This window comes from Yeosuana sp. (assembly GCF_057126245.1).
The window spans coordinates 14484-31601 of record NZ_DBNGMQ010000041.1 but is presented as its reverse complement, the minus strand read 5'-3'; the positions used below and the strand labels follow the sequence as shown (position 1 = coordinate 31601).

Below are 17118 nucleotides of genomic sequence, written 5' to 3'. Positions count from 1 at the left end.
AATGGAAAACTATATACCAAATGAGGCAGAAGATGAAAACGATGATTTGTATGAGCACTATTCATTTACTGTAGATAAAGGTCAAACACCACTTCGTATAGATAAATATTTAATGAATTTTATTGAGAATGCTACTAGAAATAAAATTCAGGAAGGTGCAAAAAACGGAAGTATTTTTGTAAACGGTATTGCCGTAAAATCAAATTATAAGGTAAAACCTTATGATAAAATACGCGTGTTGTTTGCACATCCACCTTATGAAAATTTACTAGTTGGTGAAGATATCCCATTAGATGTAGTTTATGAAGATGATACACTCTTGGTTGTGAATAAACCGGCAGGTATGGTGGTACATCCAGGGCATGGGAATTATTCAGGTACGCTAATAAATGCACTTATTCACAGATTTGATAATTTACCAAATAATTCTAGTAATCGGCCAGGTTTAGTTCATAGAATAGACAAAGATACTAGTGGACTATTAGTGATTGCTAAAACCGAACATGCTATGGCACATTTGTCACTTCAATTTGCTGAAAAAACAAGTGAACGGGAATATGTGGCATTGGTTTGGGGAAATATAGAAGACGATGAAGGAACTATTGAAGGAAATATTGGTCGTCACCCAAAAAACAGATTGCAGAATACGGTTTATTTTGGTGATGAAGCTGATAAAGGAAAACCGGCCATTACACATTATAAAGTGTTAGAACGGTTGGGTTATGTAACGTTAGTGTCATGTAAGTTAGAAACAGGTAGAACCCACCAAATACGTGTACATATGAAACACATTGGGCACACGCTTTTTAATGACGAACGTTATGGTGGTGAAAAAATATTAAAAGGAACCACGTTTACTAAATACAAACAGTTTGTGGATAATTGTTTTAAAGTGCTGCCAAGACAAGCATTGCATGCTAAAACTTTGGGTTTTGTACATCCAAAAACAAGCAAGTTTATGAGTTTTAATACCCCAATTCCAGACGATATGTCTGAATGTATAGAAAAATGGAAAACCTATTCTAAACATCAAGAGTTGGAGTAATTATACTAGTAAAGAAGTTTCTTGTTTCGTTTAATTTTATGATTTAGATTTTTTTAATAATTTATATCTGCAGTTAAATGAATATCTTTTTACAAATTTAATACTATCATTTCAATCTATTATATCATTATAAATAATTGTAATGTACATTTTTCAATCTAATGATGTAGTTGTAAATTTGTATTAAAATACAAACTCATTAATTTATGAAACTTGTTATATCACCTGCAAAATCTCTGGATTTTGAAAGTCTTTTACCAAATTCTATAGCAACGGAAGCGCAATTTTTAAAAGAATCTGAACGCATTAATGCATTGCTTAAAAAGAAATCTGCAAGAGGTTTATCAAAACTTATGAATATTTCTGATGCCTTAGGGCAATTAAATTATGAGCGTAATCAAGAGTGGCAATTACCCTTTACTCAAGAGAATGCAAGACCAGCTATTTACGCTTTTAGTGGTGATGTTTACAAAGGTTTAGATGCATATTCTATTCCAAATGAGAAACTAGATAAACTTCAGGATACAGTTAGAATTATTTCAGGTCTCTATGGCTTGTTAAAACCAACTGATTTAATTCAACCGTACCGATTAGAAATGGGCACAAAATTTCCTATTGGTAAAAATAAAAATCTATATGAGTTCTGGAAAAAAACAATTACGAAAGCTTTAAATGAAGAGCTTGAAGATGATGAATTATTTTTAAATCTTGCCAGTAATGAATACTTTAAAGCTATAGATATAAAATCATTAAAAGTGCCCGTTGTTTCTGTCTCTTTTAAAGATTTTAAAAATGGCCAATATAAAATAATCTCGTTTTTCGCAAAAGAAGCAAGAGGATTAATGTCGCGGTACATTATAGACACCGACGCTGAAACCATTGATGATATAAAGGGGTTTAATTATGGAGGTTATGGTTTAAGTGATTCGATGTCTACCAGCAACGAATTGGTATTTATTAGATAATGCCTACTTTTGGCAGTATTGTGAAACCCCATTTAACAAATTCTGAATGTATTTTTACTTCATCATTATACTACAAGCCTATTGCTTATATCATGTATTCAAATACAAAAACCCATTCTATTGGGCATTAATCATATTATTTATTCCGCTAATAGGCTGCATTATTTATTTAATTATAAACGTATATAACAAACGTGATGCAGAGAAAATACAAGAAAATGTGGTTTCCATTATTAACCCAACTAAGAGGATAAAAGATTTGGAAGCCAAATTACAGTTCTCTGAAACGTATCAAAATAGAATAAATTTAGCTGATGCGTATGCGGAAATTGAAAATTATGACAAGGCTATTTTACATTACTTAAGTGCGCTTGAGGGGAATTTCCAAAATGATTTTTATGTTATTGAACAACTTATAAAATCATATTTTGCTTTAGAAGATTATGAAAATGTTATTGTGTATGCTGAAAAAATTATAGATCATTCAGAATTTAAAAAAACCAGATCTCAATTTTTATATGGTTTGGCTTTAGAAAAAATTGGAAAATTGGAAGAAGCTGAAGCCAATTTAAAAGAAATAGATATTCGTTTTTCTTTTTATGATGAGCGTTTTGTTTTGGCGCAGTTTTTAATAAAAATAAATAAAACACAAGAGGGGAAAGATATTTTAGACGAAATACATAAGGAGGCTCAGTACATGACAAATCAAAATAAGAAAATATATAGAAAAACTATTGTTGAAGTTGAAAAACTTAGAAATAGTCTATAGTTTTTTAATTGATTCAACGATTAGCATTATTTAGCTTTTGCCTTGTTATCGATATCTATTTTATTTTCAGCAGAGCGTCTTTTTTTTATGCGAGGTCTTCTTGTACCATAAGTTCCTCTATGAATTTTTCCGCGTTTTGTTTTTTTATCTCCTTTACCCATAATGTTGTAAATTTTAGAATGTATAAAGTACAAAAAGATTAAGAAAAATCCTAGTAAAACGTGTTTAAACACCAGCATCCATACAAACCTTTTATTAAAGAAAATACAACAAAATTAATTGTTGGGACGCTTCCACCACCAAGGTTCTCAACAGGCGAACTTTTAGAAAGAGATGTTGATTTTTGCTACGGAAGTTATTACAATTCGTTATGGCTTTATTTAGACAAAATTCATAAATTGAATCTACGTTATGATAATTCTAACGAGGCTATAGATCAACGAAAAGAATTTTTAATCACTCATAAAATGGGCGTTTGTGACATTGTTGAAAGTTGTGAACGCGAAAAACTAGATGCTTCAGATTTAGGGATGCATAATGTAAAATTAAGAGATTTGGTGGGTTACTTGAACAAATTTCCAAATATTGATACACTCTTGTTTACTGGCGGTAATAGTAAAAATGGACCCGAATATTTTTTTAGGAAACATATTAAATCTTATGGCATTAAAATGAAATTGGTGTCAAACGAAGTACCTCGATTACACGAATTTGTTATTCCGAGTAGAACGCAGAAATCTGCTAAAACTGAAGAAATACCTTCTAGGATTATAAAAACAGTATCCTTAACTTCAAGTTCAGGAGCAGCCAATATTTCTATTAGTAAAACCCCCTTTTACAAACACTTAAAAAACAAAAATCCTAACTTCAATACTTATGATTTTAGAGAGATACAGTATCGAGAGTTTTTTAAATAAATATATTGTTTTATCATATTAGACAATCTTTATTTAGTATCGAAATAAATAAGCGTATCTTTGCAACTTAAAATAAAATGGCGCTAATAAATAGATGGTCATTTACAAACTATTTATATGTCATTTAATTCATTAGGCTTATCTCAAGCCTTGCTAAAAGCGATTAGCAAAAAAGGATACGATACACCTACACCAATTCAAGAAAAAGCGATTCCACCTATTTTACAAGGAAAAGATGTTTTAGCGTCAGCGCAAACAGGAACGGGAAAAACAGCAGGTTTTACCTTACCACTTTTACATATACTTTCTGAAAACCCTAAAGAAAAATTCAGACCTATTCGTGCTTTAATTTTAACACCAACACGCGAATTGGCGGCTCAGGTTTATGCCAATGTGAAAGAGTACAGTGAGTTTTTAAATCTCAGGTCTGCGGTTATTTTTGGTGGTGTAAATCAAAAACCACAAGCAGCAACTATAAGGCAAGGTGTTGATATTTTGGTAGCAACTCCAGGTCGATTGCTTGATTTACAAAATCAAGGATTGTTATCTTTAAAACGTGTTGAAATTTTTGTTTTAGATGAAGCCGATCGTATGCTAGACATGGGGTTTCTCCGTGACATAGAGCGCGTGATAAAAATGATGCCCGAACGAAGACAGAATTTAATGTTTTCGGCTACATTTTCAAAAGAAATAAGAAAGTTGGCTCATGGCATATTAAATCATCCTGTTCAAGTTGAGGCAACTCCAGAAAATATAACGGTTGATGCTATTGGCCAAAAAGTATATCGCGTTGCTAAGAGTTTAAAAACAGGACTCATCATTAAGTTAATTTCAGAGGGTAATTGGAAACAAGTGTTGGTTTTTACTCGCACTAAACATGGTGCTAATAAGCTTTGTAAAAAAATGGTTACGGCCAATATTTCAGCAGCAGCTATACATGGAAACAAAAGTCAAGGAGCCAGAACCAAAGCATTATCTGGATTTAAAAACGGAAGTGTACGGGTTTTAGTTGCTACAGATATTGCAGCACGTGGACTAGATATTCCGTTATTACCACATGTTATTAATTTTGAATTGCCTAATATTTCTGAGGATTATGTTCACAGAATTGGTAGAACAGGAAGAGCAGGTGCCAGTGGTGAAGCTATTTCTTTAGTCAGTGCCGATGAAACTACGTATTTACGCGATATTGAAAAATTAGTAGGGATTAAACTTCCTGTTGAAATAATAGAAGGTTTTGAGCCAGACCCAAATGCTTCTACTGAGCCTGAGAAAAAACAACAACGATCGGGAAGAAATAAACCTAGTAATCATTCAAATTCAAAACGAACAGGTAGCAATAATTCCAGAAGACCAAAACGTAACAAACGACGAAGTTAAAATGATATGCTAAAAAGTCTTAGAGATAGAATTTTAGAAGTTTGTGATAAAAAAATAGAAGCAAAAGGAGACGAAGTGGGAGTTTCTTTTTATGCGTTTTTTTCAAATAAGAATAAACATCCAGAATTGTTGATGGAAGTAGCAGAGTGGTGGATTATGACCGAAAAATTAGATCATTTTGAAAAAGCGTTAAAAATTAAACGTCTTGTGCATGGAATCTCAACCTAATAATCCGCTCCACGGTATCACCTTAGAAAAAATCATTACAGACCTAGAGTCTCACTATGGCTGGGAATATATGGGTTATACCATAAAAATAAAGTGTTTCACAGAAAACCCTTCAGTAAAGTCCAGTTTAAAATTTTTACGGCGTACACCTTGGGCAAGAGTCAAAGTGGAAAACATGTATCTAATGATGTTAAAAAATCAAATTAGATAGTTTTAAGTATCACTTAAAACTGAAAATAATTAATGCGTCTTAATCTTTTGAATCAAATACTAAAAAAGGTGGTTTCCAGGTTGCAGTATCTCCAATAATATCATGTTTGTAGCTTATAACTTCCATCCATTCAGGAGAAACTTTTATCAATAAATAACTTTCTGATTTATCAGGGTAAAATACTTCCCATTCATCTTTCCATCGTTTTTCTTTTTCTGCTTGATCGTTAACTAATTGCGCTATTCCGTGTATAACAACATAACCCGATGCATCTTTCTCTAAATAGTATAACGTTACCTTGGGATTCTTTTTAATCTGATTTACTTTTCTGCTTTTTGGATTAGTACCAAACCAAACCGTGAAATCGCTTTCCGGTGGAAAAGGATCCATGACTCTAACCATAGGACGATTATCATTTACGGTGATTAATGCACACGTCGTAGCAGTGGCCATAATATCTTTGGCGGCTTCTATTAATCGTTCTTTTGAAGAGGTTTTGTGCTGTGTATTTTGACTAAAATTCTTTAATGGTATCAAAAGAATAATAGAAAAAGCAATAAGAATGTGTTTACTGAATGACGTCATTTTTCTGTATTTTTAAGTGTTTAATAATCAAGTTATTTCCAACTAAAACACACTATCTAAAAACCTTGAAATACTAGCTTGATTTGCTCTTTTAAGTTCTTCTCTGGCGTTTGTAATGTCTTGTGGTTTTTTATCTTGAGACAGCTTGAATTTTCCTTCCCAATCTAAAATAGTTATCTCAAACATTTTTATGTATTCTAAAGCACCTTCCATTCTTGGGTTATCTGGTTCTAAAACATATTTATGTTCTGGATGTTCTAAAAAGGCCGTCATGATAATGAGCGAATCTTTCAACGCTTCTTTACTTTCAATCGCTTTTACGCTACCCTTTAAGTGCACTTTAATATAATTCCAGGTTGGTAACTGTGTTGTGTTGTAAATACTGGGAGAAATATAACACTGCGGTCCTGAAAAAATAATGTTTATAGGATATTCATCTTTCAGTAATTTAGCATGTGGGTTGAATTTGTCAATGTGTCCAATGAGTTTTCCGTCTTCTTCTCTGTAAATTAAAGGTAAATGTGTTATATAGGGTTGGTTGTTATTTACTGAAATTAGAGTAGCTAATGGATAGGTTTTTATCACTTCTATCATATGATCTTTATTGTCATCCTGATGTTGTTTTGGCGGATAATTCAACTTGTTAGCTATTTTAAATTAATGATTGTTGATTTATAAAATTACAATATTTATCTTTATCAAATGCAAGAAAAATCTACCTCATTCTCTATTAAAAACTGGTCTCAAGATGACCAACCAAGAGAGAAGATGCTTTATAAAGGCAAGGCGGCTTTAAGTGATGCAGAATTGGTTGCTATTTTAATTAGTTCGGGAAACAGAGATGAAAGTGCTGTAGATTTGTGTAAGCGCATTTTACAAAGTGTAGATAATAATTTAAGTGCATTAGGAAAGCTCTCCATAAAACAGCTAATGACCTTTAAAGGCATAGGAGAAGCAAAAGCAATAACCATTGCAGCCGCTTTAGAATTAGGGCGAAGGCGCAGAGGCGAAGATGCTTTAGAGAACAAGAAAATAACATCGAGTGTTTCTGTTTTTGAATTGATGCAACCTGTTATTGGAGAATTGCAACATGAAGAATTTTGGATTATTTATTTAAATAACTCCAATAAAGTGATTCTTAAAAGTCAATTAAGTAAAGGTGGAATAACGGGTACCTTAGTTGATGTAAGACTTGTATTAAAGCAGGCGTTAGAAGTAGGAGCAACAGGTTTAATACTTACGCACAACCACCCGTCTGGGACTTTAAAACCGAGTGAAGCGGACAAGCAAATTACTAGTAAACTAAAGCTAGCTTCTGAAAGTTTAGATATAAAAGTATTAGATCACATTATTGTAACCGAAAAGGCATACTTTAGTTTTGCCGATGAAAATATTATATAAATGCTTTTAGTCTATACACATAAAATCACACCAAGGTTAAGATATGTATTTAAACACATATGTACCAGAGTTTTGGGTATTGAGGTTTCATTTACTACTGGTATTGAAGAGTTTATAGCTCATGACAGCTTAAAAATGTCCTACACAAAACAACAACTTGGTAATGAGTTTTTTGTAAAAAGCCATGAGATTTTATTTGAACAAGGCCTATCGGATGTAGAAATTAATATTCATGACTGGGAAAACACTAAGTGTTTTTTTTATAATGGTGATAAAAGTGCAGTTCCTTATGATATTTTTGCCGCCTCTTTTTATTTATTATCAAGATATGAGGAGTATTTACCACACGTAAATGACGAATTTGGTAGGTTTTCGGCAACGGAGAGTATTGGTTTTAAATATGGGTTCTTACATCAACCCGTTGTTGATATTTGGGCATATAAGTTTAGAAATTTATTAGAAAAACAATATCCTAAATTTAATTTTCCAAGAAGAGTTTATAGTATTAAACCTATTATTGATGTGCCAGCAGCATATAGTTTTAAGTTAAAAGGAATTTTAAGAACCTTTGGAGGCATCTTAAAGGATATGTCAAAATTTAAACTAAGAAGATTATATTATAGATTTATGGTGCTTTTTGGTTTTAATCATGATCCTTATGATACGTTTAAATATATTATTAATAAACAAAAACAAACCAAGCATAAGTTCTTATTCTTTTTCTTGATAGGAGATTATTCAACATATGATAAAGGAATTAATCCTAATAAAAAGAAATTCGTTTCGCTCATAAAGCAAGTGGCAGATTATTGCAGTGTAGGTTTAAAAGCATCCTACTTTGCGCTTCATAATCCTGCGATTTTGAAAAAGGAAAAAATAAGAATGGAAAGCATTATAAACACGTCTTTAAAGGCCTCAAGACAATCCTTTTCAAAACTTAATTTACCAGAATCTTACAGAAACCTAATTGAACTTGAAATACAGGAAGATTATACCATGGGATACGTGAATCAAATCGGATTTAGAGCAGGAACCTGTACACCCTTTTTATTTTATGATTTAGATTACGAAACGCAAACACCATTAAAAATATGGTCTTATCATTTGATGGATTACGCTTTATTAAAAACCAAATCACAATTAGATAAAAAACAGGTTTTAATGCAAATTATTAATGAAGTAAAGAACGTAGATGGTGAATTTATTCCAGTTTTTCATAATTATACCTTTAGTGATTCTCCTAGATGGAAAGGTTTTAAAGAATTGTTCAATATAATATTAGATTCTGCAAATGAAATAAGTGATAACAATTAAGTGGTTATCAACTCAAATAATGGTTGGTAAATACTATCTTACCAATAAAAAAAATAAATATATAGATGAAAATTGAAAATATAACCGATGTTTTTTTTGATTTAGATCATACCTTATGGGATTTTGATAAAAATTCAGCGCTCACTTTTAAAAAGATTTTTAAGCTTAATAATATTGATGTCGATATGACTCATTTTTTATCGCATTATGAACCAATAAATCTAAACTATTGGAAACTTTATCGTGAAGAGAAGATAGATAAAGCATCTTTACGATTTGGAAGATTAAATGATGCTTTTTTAGCCATTCATAAAACCATAGACAAAGACATTATATATAAACTTTCAGAGGATTATATTACCCATCTATCAACTTTTAATCATCTGTTTGATCATACCATTGATGTTTTAAACTACTTACATGTAAATTACAAGCTTCATATCATTACAAATGGTTTTGAAGAAGTTCAGCAAAAGAAATTGAAGCATTCAAATATTGAGCACTATTTTAATACCGTAACCAACTCAGAGCAAGTGGGCGTAAAGAAACCGAATCCTGAAATTTTTAACTATGCGATAAATATTGCCAAAACTCAAGTAGGTCAAAGTATAATGATAGGCGATAATTATGAAGCAGATATTCTTGGTGCTTGTAATATAGGTATGGATGCGATTTTTTTTAATGTAAATAGCCATGTGAATAATGAAAATGTAAGGGAAATAGACAGTTTAATCGATCTAAAGAAGTATTTATAAATCATACGATAGTGGCAATATTTTCGTTAAATAGAATGATGATGAAAAATCTTTTAACATATAAAAACCTTTCAATTTGCCTCTTTGTTTTATCAATGTCTTGTACTAAAGATGTTGATTTTAATCAAATAGATGATTTAGAAATTAATCCTGTTTTAGAGTCAAGTATTATTTATTTTAACGCACCAGCAACAAATTTTTATAATAATGGAGAAATTTCTGTGTCTCAAGATTTTGTTCTTTTAGACATTTTTAATAATAAATTGACCGTTGATGATTTAACTAAGGCAGCATTTACTTTTGAAAGTATAAACTCTATAAATAGAGCATTTCAACTAGACATAGATTTTATTGACAGTAATGATGACACACAATATTCCATAATGCTTTTAGCGCCCCAATCAATCAATAATCAAGATATTATTACAGAGCAATTGGTGGTTTTTGAAGATGATGATTTAGTAGCCTTAAAGCGTACTGTAAAACTTGTTTTTACAATAACCTTGCAGTCAGGAGAACCAATTGATGATAATACATTGGGAGACATTACTTTAAAATCAAAAGGATTGTTCTACTTCACAATTGATAATTTTCTGTGAAAAAAGTCTTCTTTTATATGTGTTGTCTTATTTCAGCGAGCTTGTTTTCTCAAAACAAGCAATTACTCTATGGTTTCTCAGAAATTCCGCAGTCGCTTTTGCAAAACCCGGGCGGAATAGTTAAGAATAAGGGATATGTTGGGATTCCGTTATTATCTCATATTCATTTTCATGCTGGGTCTTCAGGAGCAACGGTATATGATTTATTTGCAGATAATGGTATTGATTTTAACGCTAAACTTCGCAAGGCAGTTTATAGTATGGATAAGAATGATTTTTTCACTTTAAATGAGCAAACTGAAATATTTTCAGGTGGTTTTGCTTACGGAAATCGTTTTGAAAAGGATAAATACATCAGTTTCGGATTATATCAAGAGTTTGATATGATAGCTTACTTTCCTGAAGATTATAGCATTTTAGCCCTCGAAGGAAATTATAATAACCTAGGAAGAGTTTTTAATGCGGGAGATTTCAATGCCAGTGCCGAATTAATATCAGTATTACATGTTGGCATAAATAAAAAAGTAACAGATGACTTAACTATTGGTTTTAGAGGAAAAATTTATTCAAGTATCATGAATATATCTTCAACTAAAAATAAAGGATCGTTTTATACGCTTGAGGGTCAAAACAATTTTTTTGATCATTATTTTAATTTAGATTTAGAAGTTCGAACTTCAGGAATAGCCTCTCTAACCAGCGACGATGCCTTAGAATCATCAGAAATAACAGATGCTTTTAAAAAAAGAGTCTTGTTAGGAGGTAATTTGGGTTTGGGTTTTGATATCGGATTTACCAAACAAATCAATAAGCAATTAACAATAGATGCCAGTTTGCTTGATATCGGTTTTATTTCTCATAAAAAGGATGTAGAAACTTATAAGGTTAAAGGGGATCTGATTTTTGAAGGTGTTAACCCTATTTTTCCAGAAACAGAAACAAATCAAACAGCAGACGAATACTGGAGTGACATTGAAGACGATTTTGAAGATTTATTTCAACCGGATACCGTAAATACCAAATACACAACCTGGAGACCTATAAAATTGAATGCTTCTGTAAATTATGCTTTTGGTAAAAAAAAGGAAACGGAATGTAACTGCCTTAAAGAAGATGTAGGCTATTTAAATGCTGTAGGCGGACAGTTATTTTTAATAAACAGACCAAAACAACCGCAGCTGGCTATAACAACTTATTATTATAGAAGGGTATTTAATGGCTTACAAGCTAAAATTTCTTATACTTTAGATTCTTACTCGTTTTATAACCTCGGTTTAGGTATTTCTGCAAATCTTAAGGGGTTTAATATGTATGTAATGGCGGATAATTTTTTTCAATATAATAATGTATATAATGCACAAAGTGTATCTTTACAAATAGGGTTAAACTATATATTTAAAAATAATGAAGATTAGATTTTTTTTACTGTCCTTGGCATTTCTTATGGTAACAGGGCTATATTCACAAAACAATTTGAACAATTATAAATATATTATTGTTCCTAAAAAGTATAATTTTTTAAATTCAGAAAATCAATATAGATTGAATGAGTTGACAGTTTTTTTATTTGAAAAGTATAGCTTTTTGCCATTAATGGAAGGCGATAATTATCCTAATGACTTACTAAAGGATCGATGTTTGGCATTAAGATCTGATGTTTATAAAGATGGAGGACTTTTCAAGACGAAGCTTATTGTAGAATTAAAAGATTGTAATGATAGGGTCGTTTTTAAAACAAAAGAAGGAGAAAGTAGAGAAAAAGAATACCAAAAAGCTTATAATGAAGCATTGAGAAATGCGTTTAAATCATTTGCGCCTCTTAACTATAAATTTTCGCCAAAAGCGAATGTTATGGTTCAAGAAGAAGTGCCAGTAGCAAAAGTAAAAGAACAATCTGAACTTAAGATTCAGAAATTAAAAGAAGAAATACAAACCTTAAAAGAAGAAAAAGCAGCTAAAGTTGTTCAAACTGAAGTTAAAAAAGGAGATAAGGTTGAGCCTCCAGTAATTGAACCTAAGAAAGTAGTTACTCCTTCAACCGAAAGTATTTCAAATATTTTATATGCACAAGCAATAGAAAACGGATACCAGTTAGTTGATAGTTCTCCGAAAGTCGTTTACAGAATTAAAAAAACAGGTTTAGAAAATGTGTTTTTAGTAGAAAATTTAAATGCAACCATTCAAAAAAAGGGAGACCAATGGATTTTAGAATACTATGAAGACGGTTATCTAAAACAAGATGTTTTAAACATTAAGTTTTAAAAGCACTCTAATAATCATATTTATCCTTCCAGCGTTGTTTTAAAAACTCCCGATGTGCTTGTTCTCTCGAATTTTTTCCTGGATCATATAATTTAGAACCTTTAATGATATCAGGCAAAAATTCTTGATTTGCAAAATTATTTTCATAATCATGAGAATACTTGTATTGGTCACCATAACCAAGCTCTTTCATTAATTTTGTTGGGGCATTTCTTATATCTAGTGGCACCGATAAATCACCTGTATCTTTAACCAATTGTTGGGCTTTATTTATAGCCATGTATGACGCATTACTTTTAGCAGAACACGCTAAATAGGTGGCGCACTGACTTAAAATAATTCTTGATTCGGGATACCCAATGGTAGTAACGGCCTGAAATGTATTATTGGCAATCACCAAAGCTGTTGGGTTGGCATTACCAATATCCTCACTGGCTAAGATAAGCAATCGTCTTGCAATAAATTTTACATCCTCACCACCTTCAATCATTCTGGCTAGCCAGTAAACAGCAGCGTTGGGGTCACTTCCTCTAATGGACTTGATAAATGCCGAAACAATATCATAATGCTGTTCACCTGTTTTGTCATACCTAACCGTATTGTTTTGTATTTTTTTTAAAACAACGTCATCCGTAATAACAATGTTTTCTGTATCCTCAGAATTTACAATAAGTTCAAAAATGTTCAGAAGTTTTCGGGCATCGCCGCCAGAAAGTTTTAACAGGGCATTAATCTCTTTAAGTTTTATTTTTTTTTCAGACAAACAGGTGTCCTGTTTGATTGCACGCCTTAAAAGGGTCTCTAAATCGGTTTTATCAAAGGCATTTAGTATATAAACCTGACAGCGCGATAAAAGTGCAGGAATAACCTCAAAACTCGGATTCTCTGTGGTTGCTCCAATAAGTGTAATCCAACCTTTTTCAACAGCCTGTAATAAAGAATCTTGTTGAGATTTACTAAAACGATGAATTTCATCAATAAACAAAATGGGGTTTTTAGTGGTAAATAATCCACCACTTTGCTTTGCCTTATCAATAACATCTCGTATATCTTTAACGCCCGAATTTATAGCACTTAAGGTGTAAAAAGGTCTGCCAGATTCGGTGGCGATAATATTGGCAAGTGTTGTTTTTCCTGTGCCAGGTGGTCCCCAAAAAATCATAGACGGAATAAGACCTTGTTTTATTTGCTGCGTTAAGGCGCCATTCTTGCCAACCAAGTGGGTTTGGCTTACATAGTCATCAAGCGTTTTAGGTCGTAATCGTTCCGCTAAAGGTTCATTCATAGTAGTAAAATTAATGTAATTTTTTCACTTTTAAGATTCTCATAAAGAAGATGTTTTTGCCTTTTTTTTGGCGTGCCCCTAAAAAGGGTCGTGCTTTCCGCTATATCTTTTATTCGTGTCTCATAAAAGGATACCGCTTTAATCACTCACGCAGGGATATCTGCCAATTTAGCATTAAGAGCGCAGTTGGATTACTATTTGTTATCTTAGTTTCCATGAAAAGTCATCATCATTTTAATTTCAGCTTGGGAGTCGTGGCATATCCATTATTTTTTGTGCTGTTTATATGGATAGTCTTCTGGTTTGAAGTACGTTTTGGGTTTAATTTTTCAAAATTCGGTATTTATCCACAAGAGATAAAAGGATTAAGGGGTATTATTTTTAGCCCATTTATACATGGGGATATTCAACATATTTATCATAATAGCATTCCGTTATTGGTCCTATCTATGGCTTTGTTCTATTTTTATAGGCCAATTGCCTGGAAAATTATCTTTTTCGGGATTTTAATATCCGGATTTTTAACCTGGTGTATAGCCAGACCATCATACCATATTGGTGCCAGCGGATTAATTTATGTATTAATAAGTTTTATTTTTTTTAAAGGGGTTTTTACGAAATATTATAGGTTAATAGCCTTATCGCTATTAGTTGTTTTTCTTTACGGAAGCATGATTTGGTATATTTTTCCAGTAGATGGAAACATCTCTTGGGAAGGCCATTTAGCAGGATTAATAACTGGGTTCTTTTTTGCCTTATTTTTTAAAAGAAAAATACCAAAACCTAAAAAATATATTTGGGAAGAAGACTATTATAATGAACAAGACGATCCTTTTTTAAGGCATTTTGATGAAAACGGAAATTTTATTGAGCATCGAGAACCCGAGATAGAGCAGGAGCAGGAGCCTACAATAAAATACAATTACAAAGAGAATAAAGATTAAAGGCGTTGCCTAAGTACTTCATATAAAAAGGCACCACAAGCAACGGAAACATTTAAAGATTCTATCTCTCCAAGTAAAGGTAGTTTCGCTTTATCGTCAACTACTTTTAAAATGGATGGATTAATACCTCGGCCTTCAGAACCCATAATAATAGCACATGGTTCTTTAAAAGATACGTCATACAATGTATTATCTGTTTTTTCAGTGGCAGCAATAACTCTAATTCCAGAGGCCTGCATATAAAAAACGGCATCTTTAATATGATCAACTTTACAGATAGGAACTTTAAAAACGGCGCCTGCACTGGTTTTAATAGTATCGCCATTAACAGGAGCCCCTCCTTTTTTTTGTATAATAATACCGTCTACGCCCGTACATTCTGCCGTTCTAATAATGGCACCAAAATTTCTAACATCACTTAATTGATCTAGCAAAAGGAATAAGGGTGTTTTGCCAGATTCTATCACACTTAAAACCAGTTGTTCTATATCATGAAACTCAATGGGTGAAATCTGAGCAACGGCGCCCTGATGATTTCCTTTGGTTAAACGGTTAAGTTTTTCAACCGGTACATACGATGAATTGATGGCATTTTTTCTTAACAAGCTTTCTAATTCAGTAAAAAGTTCACCTTTTAACCCTTTTTGTAAAAAAACTTTATCTATGGTTTCATTGGAACTAATAGCTTCTATAATAGCTCTAATTCCAAATATTTGAGTTTGTTCTTGCATGTGGTAAAGGTATAAAAAAACCACTCTTAAAAGGAGTGGTTTTTAAATGACATTATTAATTTTTAATAATTTTTTTATAGACATATGCGTTTTCAGAATAAATTTTTAAAAAGTACATGCCGCTTTTTAAGTGGTGAGCTTCAATACGGGTCGTGTTTTCTTGCTCCCTTACCAATTGTCCTAAGGAGTCATACAACTCAATTTTGTTAATAGAAAGGGTCGTGTTAATATTAAAGACATTTGATGACGGGTTAGGAAATATTTTAATATCTGAAAAAGCAAGGTCTGTAATACCTAAAGTTGTACAAGCATCTGAATTAGGGTTTAATTCAATTTGATTTCCAGATGTTAAATCTCTTCCGGTAAAAGCTGCAAAATCAGGCGCATATTTTTTTGCACGAAATAGAAAATTAGCAACAGGTATTTCACCTTGCGATAGGATGCCATTAACGTCGTCAGGATTAACATATTCCCAAACAATATTGTTAGATTGATCAAGTTCAAACAAATATCCAGAGTCACCATCACATATAAGCGTGTTGCCATTGGGTAACCTTTGTGCACTGGAAAGAATAGATGAAAAGAAATCTGTTGGATTAGGGGCTTCATAAGTCCAGTCTGAAACAGAAGGACCAAAGCCTAAAATTGGGTCAAACGTATAAACACCAGGCGCTGTAGTTGTTGGCGTAATAATATCGACCGCAGAGCTTCTCGGGGTAACGGCATTATTAAAAATCATTAACTTTCCAGCATCGTTCAATCCATCAGGAATCCAATGCGGATAGTGTTGATCAAATAAATTACAATCAGCTTCATTTCCAAAATCATGAGATATGGGGTTTCCCCATCTATATAGAAAGTCCCCGCCTTTTCCATACAGACCACCTGAGTGAGACGCAGCTTCAGAAGTAGTCGTGGAGTGATCGATAATATAAATTTCACTTAATAGTCGAGAGCTTAATACAATTTGATCTAAAATAGCATTATAATGAATGGAATTGGCGTGAAGCCAATTAGCATTTCCGGGATTATTATTTAGAAAATTTATATCTAAAAGTTCGGGGTGATCTTTAATAATGCCATAATTATTTTTTGATACATCAAAATCTTGAATTAAGTGATCTTGTATATTCCATTCCCAAACTATATTTGCTTGGTTGGTTCCAACTGGTTGTAATTCTACAATTTGTTCGTTATATATTTTTCCTTCTAATATTGCTGAAGGATCTCTTCCCATTTCGATGGCATCAACACTGTTAATCGTTGATACGGCAAGCATTAAAATATTTCCGTTTGGCATTGGGAAAATGTCATGATGCTGTGTGTATTCAGAGGTCGAATATGTATATTCCCAAAGCAAATTACCATCCCAATCAAATAGTTCAATTTTACCTCCAACACCACCGAACGTTATGGAAGAATTAGGAATTTTTCCTGTTCGCAGTAAATTTCCGTTTTCAAGAAGGTAGCAGGAGGCTGCCGGGGTATACGCACTTTGCCATTGATGAACTATTTGCCCACAGTTATTAATGAGATATGTTGATGATGAAAAGTATGGATAAAATAACGTATAACCATTATAAGCCTCTAAACTTGACGAAATAACTCCTACCGTATTTTGTGAAAATATACTTAGACACAAAAATTGCATGAGTATAATTAAATAGCGTTTCATTATGTAGTGTTTATAAAAAAAAGCCACCAATAAAGGTGGCTTTTTTAACATA

20 protein-coding genes are annotated in these 17118 nt (G+C 32.2%); 14 read left to right on the top strand and 6 right to left on the bottom strand.

Going from position 1 to position 17118, the window contains the following annotated elements; all coding sequences use genetic code 11:
* Window position 1 precedes the first annotated feature (1 nt).
* The 3 genes from AC15TD_RS04285 to AC15TD_RS04275 all read left to right on the top strand — a co-directional run bounded on the left by AC15TD_RS04285 (window position 2) and on the right by AC15TD_RS04275 (window position 2779).
* A complete protein-coding gene (locus AC15TD_RS04285; RefSeq protein WP_484450898.1) occupies window positions 2–1045 on the top strand; it encodes an RluA family pseudouridine synthase in 1044 nt (347 codons plus the stop codon).
* Between the two features lie 206 nt (window positions 1046–1251).
* Entirely contained in the window at window positions 1252–2010 is a 759-nt protein-coding gene (gene yaaA, locus AC15TD_RS04280; RefSeq protein ID WP_484450897.1) for a peroxide stress protein YaaA, read from the top strand.
* A gap of 46 nt (window positions 2011–2056) precedes the next feature.
* A complete protein-coding gene (locus AC15TD_RS04275) occupies window positions 2057–2779 on the top strand; it encodes a hypothetical protein (RefSeq protein WP_484450896.1) in 723 nt (240 codons plus the stop codon).
* 26 nt (window positions 2780–2805) lie between these two features.
* Here the strand turns inward: AC15TD_RS04275 and AC15TD_RS04270 are convergent, their stop codons facing one another.
* Entirely contained in the window at window positions 2806–2940 is a 135-nt protein-coding gene (locus AC15TD_RS04270; protein ID WP_484450895.1) for a 30S ribosomal protein THX, read from the bottom strand.
* A gap of 60 nt (window positions 2941–3000) precedes the next feature.
* On the opposite strand from AC15TD_RS04270, the gene AC15TD_RS04265 reads away from it, so the two are divergent.
* From AC15TD_RS04265 to AC15TD_RS04250, 4 genes are all read left to right on the top strand, one after another.
* Entirely contained in the window at window positions 3001–3696 is a 696-nt protein-coding gene (locus tag AC15TD_RS04265) for a uracil-DNA glycosylase family protein (protein ID WP_484450894.1), read from the top strand.
* 117 nt (window positions 3697–3813) lie between these two features.
* Window positions 3814–5076 (top strand): DEAD/DEAH box helicase, encoded by a 1263-nt coding sequence (locus AC15TD_RS04260; protein ID WP_484450893.1) that lies wholly within the window; start codon window positions 3814–3816, stop codon window positions 5074–5076.
* A gap of 6 nt (window positions 5077–5082) precedes the next feature.
* Window positions 5083–5304, top strand: coding sequence for a DUF6500 family protein (locus AC15TD_RS04255; protein WP_484450892.1), 222 nt, complete (start codon window positions 5083–5085; stop codon window positions 5302–5304).
* Complete coding sequence (locus AC15TD_RS04250) at window positions 5288–5515, top strand: VF530 family protein (protein ID WP_484450891.1); 228 nt, start codon at window positions 5288–5290, stop codon at window positions 5513–5515. Before AC15TD_RS04255 ends, AC15TD_RS04250 begins: the two co-directional genes overlap by 17 nt.
* 39 nt (window positions 5516–5554) lie before the next feature.
* On the opposite strand, the gene AC15TD_RS04245 is transcribed toward AC15TD_RS04250, so the two are convergent.
* The gene (locus AC15TD_RS04245) at window positions 5555–6100 is read right to left on the bottom strand and encodes a pyridoxamine 5'-phosphate oxidase family protein (RefSeq protein ID WP_484450890.1); all 546 of its coding nucleotides are present in this window, start codon (window positions 6098–6100) and stop codon (window positions 5555–5557) included.
* A gap of 42 nt (window positions 6101–6142) precedes the next feature.
* Window positions 6143–6739: an FMN-binding negative transcriptional regulator gene (locus AC15TD_RS04240; protein ID WP_484450889.1), complete on the bottom strand. Its 597-nt coding sequence runs from the start codon at window positions 6737–6739 to the stop codon at window positions 6143–6145.
* A gap of 63 nt (window positions 6740–6802) precedes the next feature.
* On the opposite strand from AC15TD_RS04240, the gene radC reads away from it, so the two are divergent.
* From radC to AC15TD_RS04210, 6 genes are all read left to right on the top strand, one after another.
* Complete coding sequence (radC, locus tag AC15TD_RS04235) at window positions 6803–7501, top strand: RadC family protein (protein WP_484450888.1); 699 nt, start codon at window positions 6803–6805, stop codon at window positions 7499–7501.
* A complete protein-coding gene (locus AC15TD_RS04230; protein WP_484450887.1) occupies window positions 7502–8815 on the top strand; it encodes a polysaccharide deacetylase family protein in 1314 nt (437 codons plus the stop codon).
* A gap of 65 nt (window positions 8816–8880) precedes the next feature.
* Window positions 8881–9570: a YjjG family noncanonical pyrimidine nucleotidase gene (locus AC15TD_RS04225; protein WP_484450886.1), complete on the top strand. Its 690-nt coding sequence runs from the start codon at window positions 8881–8883 to the stop codon at window positions 9568–9570.
* A 41-nt stretch (window positions 9571–9611) separates the two neighbouring features.
* Entirely contained in the window at window positions 9612–10169 is a 558-nt protein-coding gene (locus AC15TD_RS04220) for a hypothetical protein (RefSeq protein WP_484450885.1), read from the top strand.
* Window positions 10170–10186: 17 nt separating this feature from the next.
* Window positions 10187–11584, top strand: a complete 1398-nt coding sequence (locus AC15TD_RS04215) for a DUF5723 family protein (RefSeq protein WP_484450884.1) — start codon at window positions 10187–10189, stop codon at window positions 11582–11584.
* Window positions 11574–12431 (top strand): hypothetical protein, encoded by an 858-nt coding sequence (locus AC15TD_RS04210; protein ID WP_484450883.1) that lies wholly within the window; start codon window positions 11574–11576, stop codon window positions 12429–12431. The genes AC15TD_RS04215 and AC15TD_RS04210 overlap by 11 nt, the downstream gene beginning before the upstream one ends.
* 7 nt (window positions 12432–12438) lie before the next feature.
* On the opposite strand, the gene AC15TD_RS04205 is transcribed toward AC15TD_RS04210, so the two are convergent.
* The gene (locus tag AC15TD_RS04205) at window positions 12439–13716 is read right to left on the bottom strand and encodes a replication-associated recombination protein A (RefSeq protein ID WP_484450882.1); all 1278 of its coding nucleotides are present in this window, start codon (window positions 13714–13716) and stop codon (window positions 12439–12441) included.
* 215 nt (window positions 13717–13931) lie between these two features.
* Here AC15TD_RS04205 and AC15TD_RS04200 point away from each other — a divergent pair, with 215 nt between their 5' ends.
* Window positions 13932–14660 (top strand): rhomboid family intramembrane serine protease, encoded by a 729-nt coding sequence (locus tag AC15TD_RS04200; RefSeq protein ID WP_484450881.1) that lies wholly within the window; start codon window positions 13932–13934, stop codon window positions 14658–14660.
* Here the strand turns inward: AC15TD_RS04200 and rlmB are convergent.
* Entirely contained in the window at window positions 14657–15391 is a 735-nt protein-coding gene (rlmB, locus tag AC15TD_RS04195) for a 23S rRNA (guanosine(2251)-2'-O)-methyltransferase RlmB (RefSeq protein WP_484450880.1), read from the bottom strand. The genes AC15TD_RS04200 and rlmB overlap by 4 nt on opposite strands.
* 55 nt (window positions 15392–15446) lie before the next feature.
* Window positions 15447–17066 (bottom strand): aryl-sulfate sulfotransferase, encoded by a 1620-nt coding sequence (locus AC15TD_RS04190; protein WP_484450879.1) that lies wholly within the window; start codon window positions 17064–17066, stop codon window positions 15447–15449.
* Between the last annotated feature and the right edge of the window lie 52 nt (window positions 17067–17118).

Coding starts and splice junctions, on each gene's coding strand:
- yaaA (WP_484450897.1), top strand. CDS start 1,252: ATGAAACTTGTTATATCACCTGCAAAATCTCTGGATTTTGAAAGTCTT.
- AC15TD_RS04230 (WP_484450887.1), top strand. CDS start 7,502: ATGCTTTTAGTCTATACACATAAAATCACACCAAGGTTAAGATATGTA.
- AC15TD_RS04275 (WP_484450896.1), top strand. CDS start 2,057: ATGTATTTTTACTTCATCATTATACTACAAGCCTATTGCTTATATCAT.
- AC15TD_RS04190 (WP_484450879.1), bottom strand. CDS start 17,066: ATGAAACGCTATTTAATTATACTCATGCAATTTTTGTGTCTAAGTATA.
- AC15TD_RS04255 (WP_484450892.1), top strand. CDS start 5,083: ATGCTAAAAAGTCTTAGAGATAGAATTTTAGAAGTTTGTGATAAAAAA.
- AC15TD_RS04205 (WP_484450882.1), bottom strand. CDS start 13,716: ATGAATGAACCTTTAGCGGAACGATTACGACCTAAAACGCTTGATGAC.
- AC15TD_RS04270 (WP_484450895.1), bottom strand. CDS start 2,940: ATGGGTAAAGGAGATAAAAAAACAAAACGCGGAAAAATTCATAGAGGA.
- AC15TD_RS04210 (WP_484450883.1), top strand. CDS start 11,574: ATGAAGATTAGATTTTTTTTACTGTCCTTGGCATTTCTTATGGTAACA.
- AC15TD_RS04285 (WP_484450898.1), top strand. CDS start 2: ATGGAAAACTATATACCAAATGAGGCAGAAGATGAAAACGATGATTTG.
- AC15TD_RS04260 (WP_484450893.1), top strand. CDS start 3,814: ATGTCATTTAATTCATTAGGCTTATCTCAAGCCTTGCTAAAAGCGATT.
- AC15TD_RS04245 (WP_484450890.1), bottom strand. CDS start 6,100: ATGACGTCATTCAGTAAACACATTCTTATTGCTTTTTCTATTATTCTT.
- rlmB (WP_484450880.1), bottom strand. CDS start 15,391: ATGCAAGAACAAACTCAAATATTTGGAATTAGAGCTATTATAGAAGCT.
- AC15TD_RS04200 (WP_484450881.1), top strand. CDS start 13,932: ATGAAAAGTCATCATCATTTTAATTTCAGCTTGGGAGTCGTGGCATAT.
- AC15TD_RS04225 (WP_484450886.1), top strand. CDS start 8,881: ATGAAAATTGAAAATATAACCGATGTTTTTTTTGATTTAGATCATACC.
- AC15TD_RS04215 (WP_484450884.1), top strand. CDS start 10,187: ATGTGTTGTCTTATTTCAGCGAGCTTGTTTTCTCAAAACAAGCAATTA.
- AC15TD_RS04250 (WP_484450891.1), top strand. CDS start 5,288: ATGGAATCTCAACCTAATAATCCGCTCCACGGTATCACCTTAGAAAAA.
- radC (WP_484450888.1), top strand. CDS start 6,803: ATGCAAGAAAAATCTACCTCATTCTCTATTAAAAACTGGTCTCAAGAT.
- AC15TD_RS04220 (WP_484450885.1), top strand. CDS start 9,612: ATGAAAAATCTTTTAACATATAAAAACCTTTCAATTTGCCTCTTTGTT.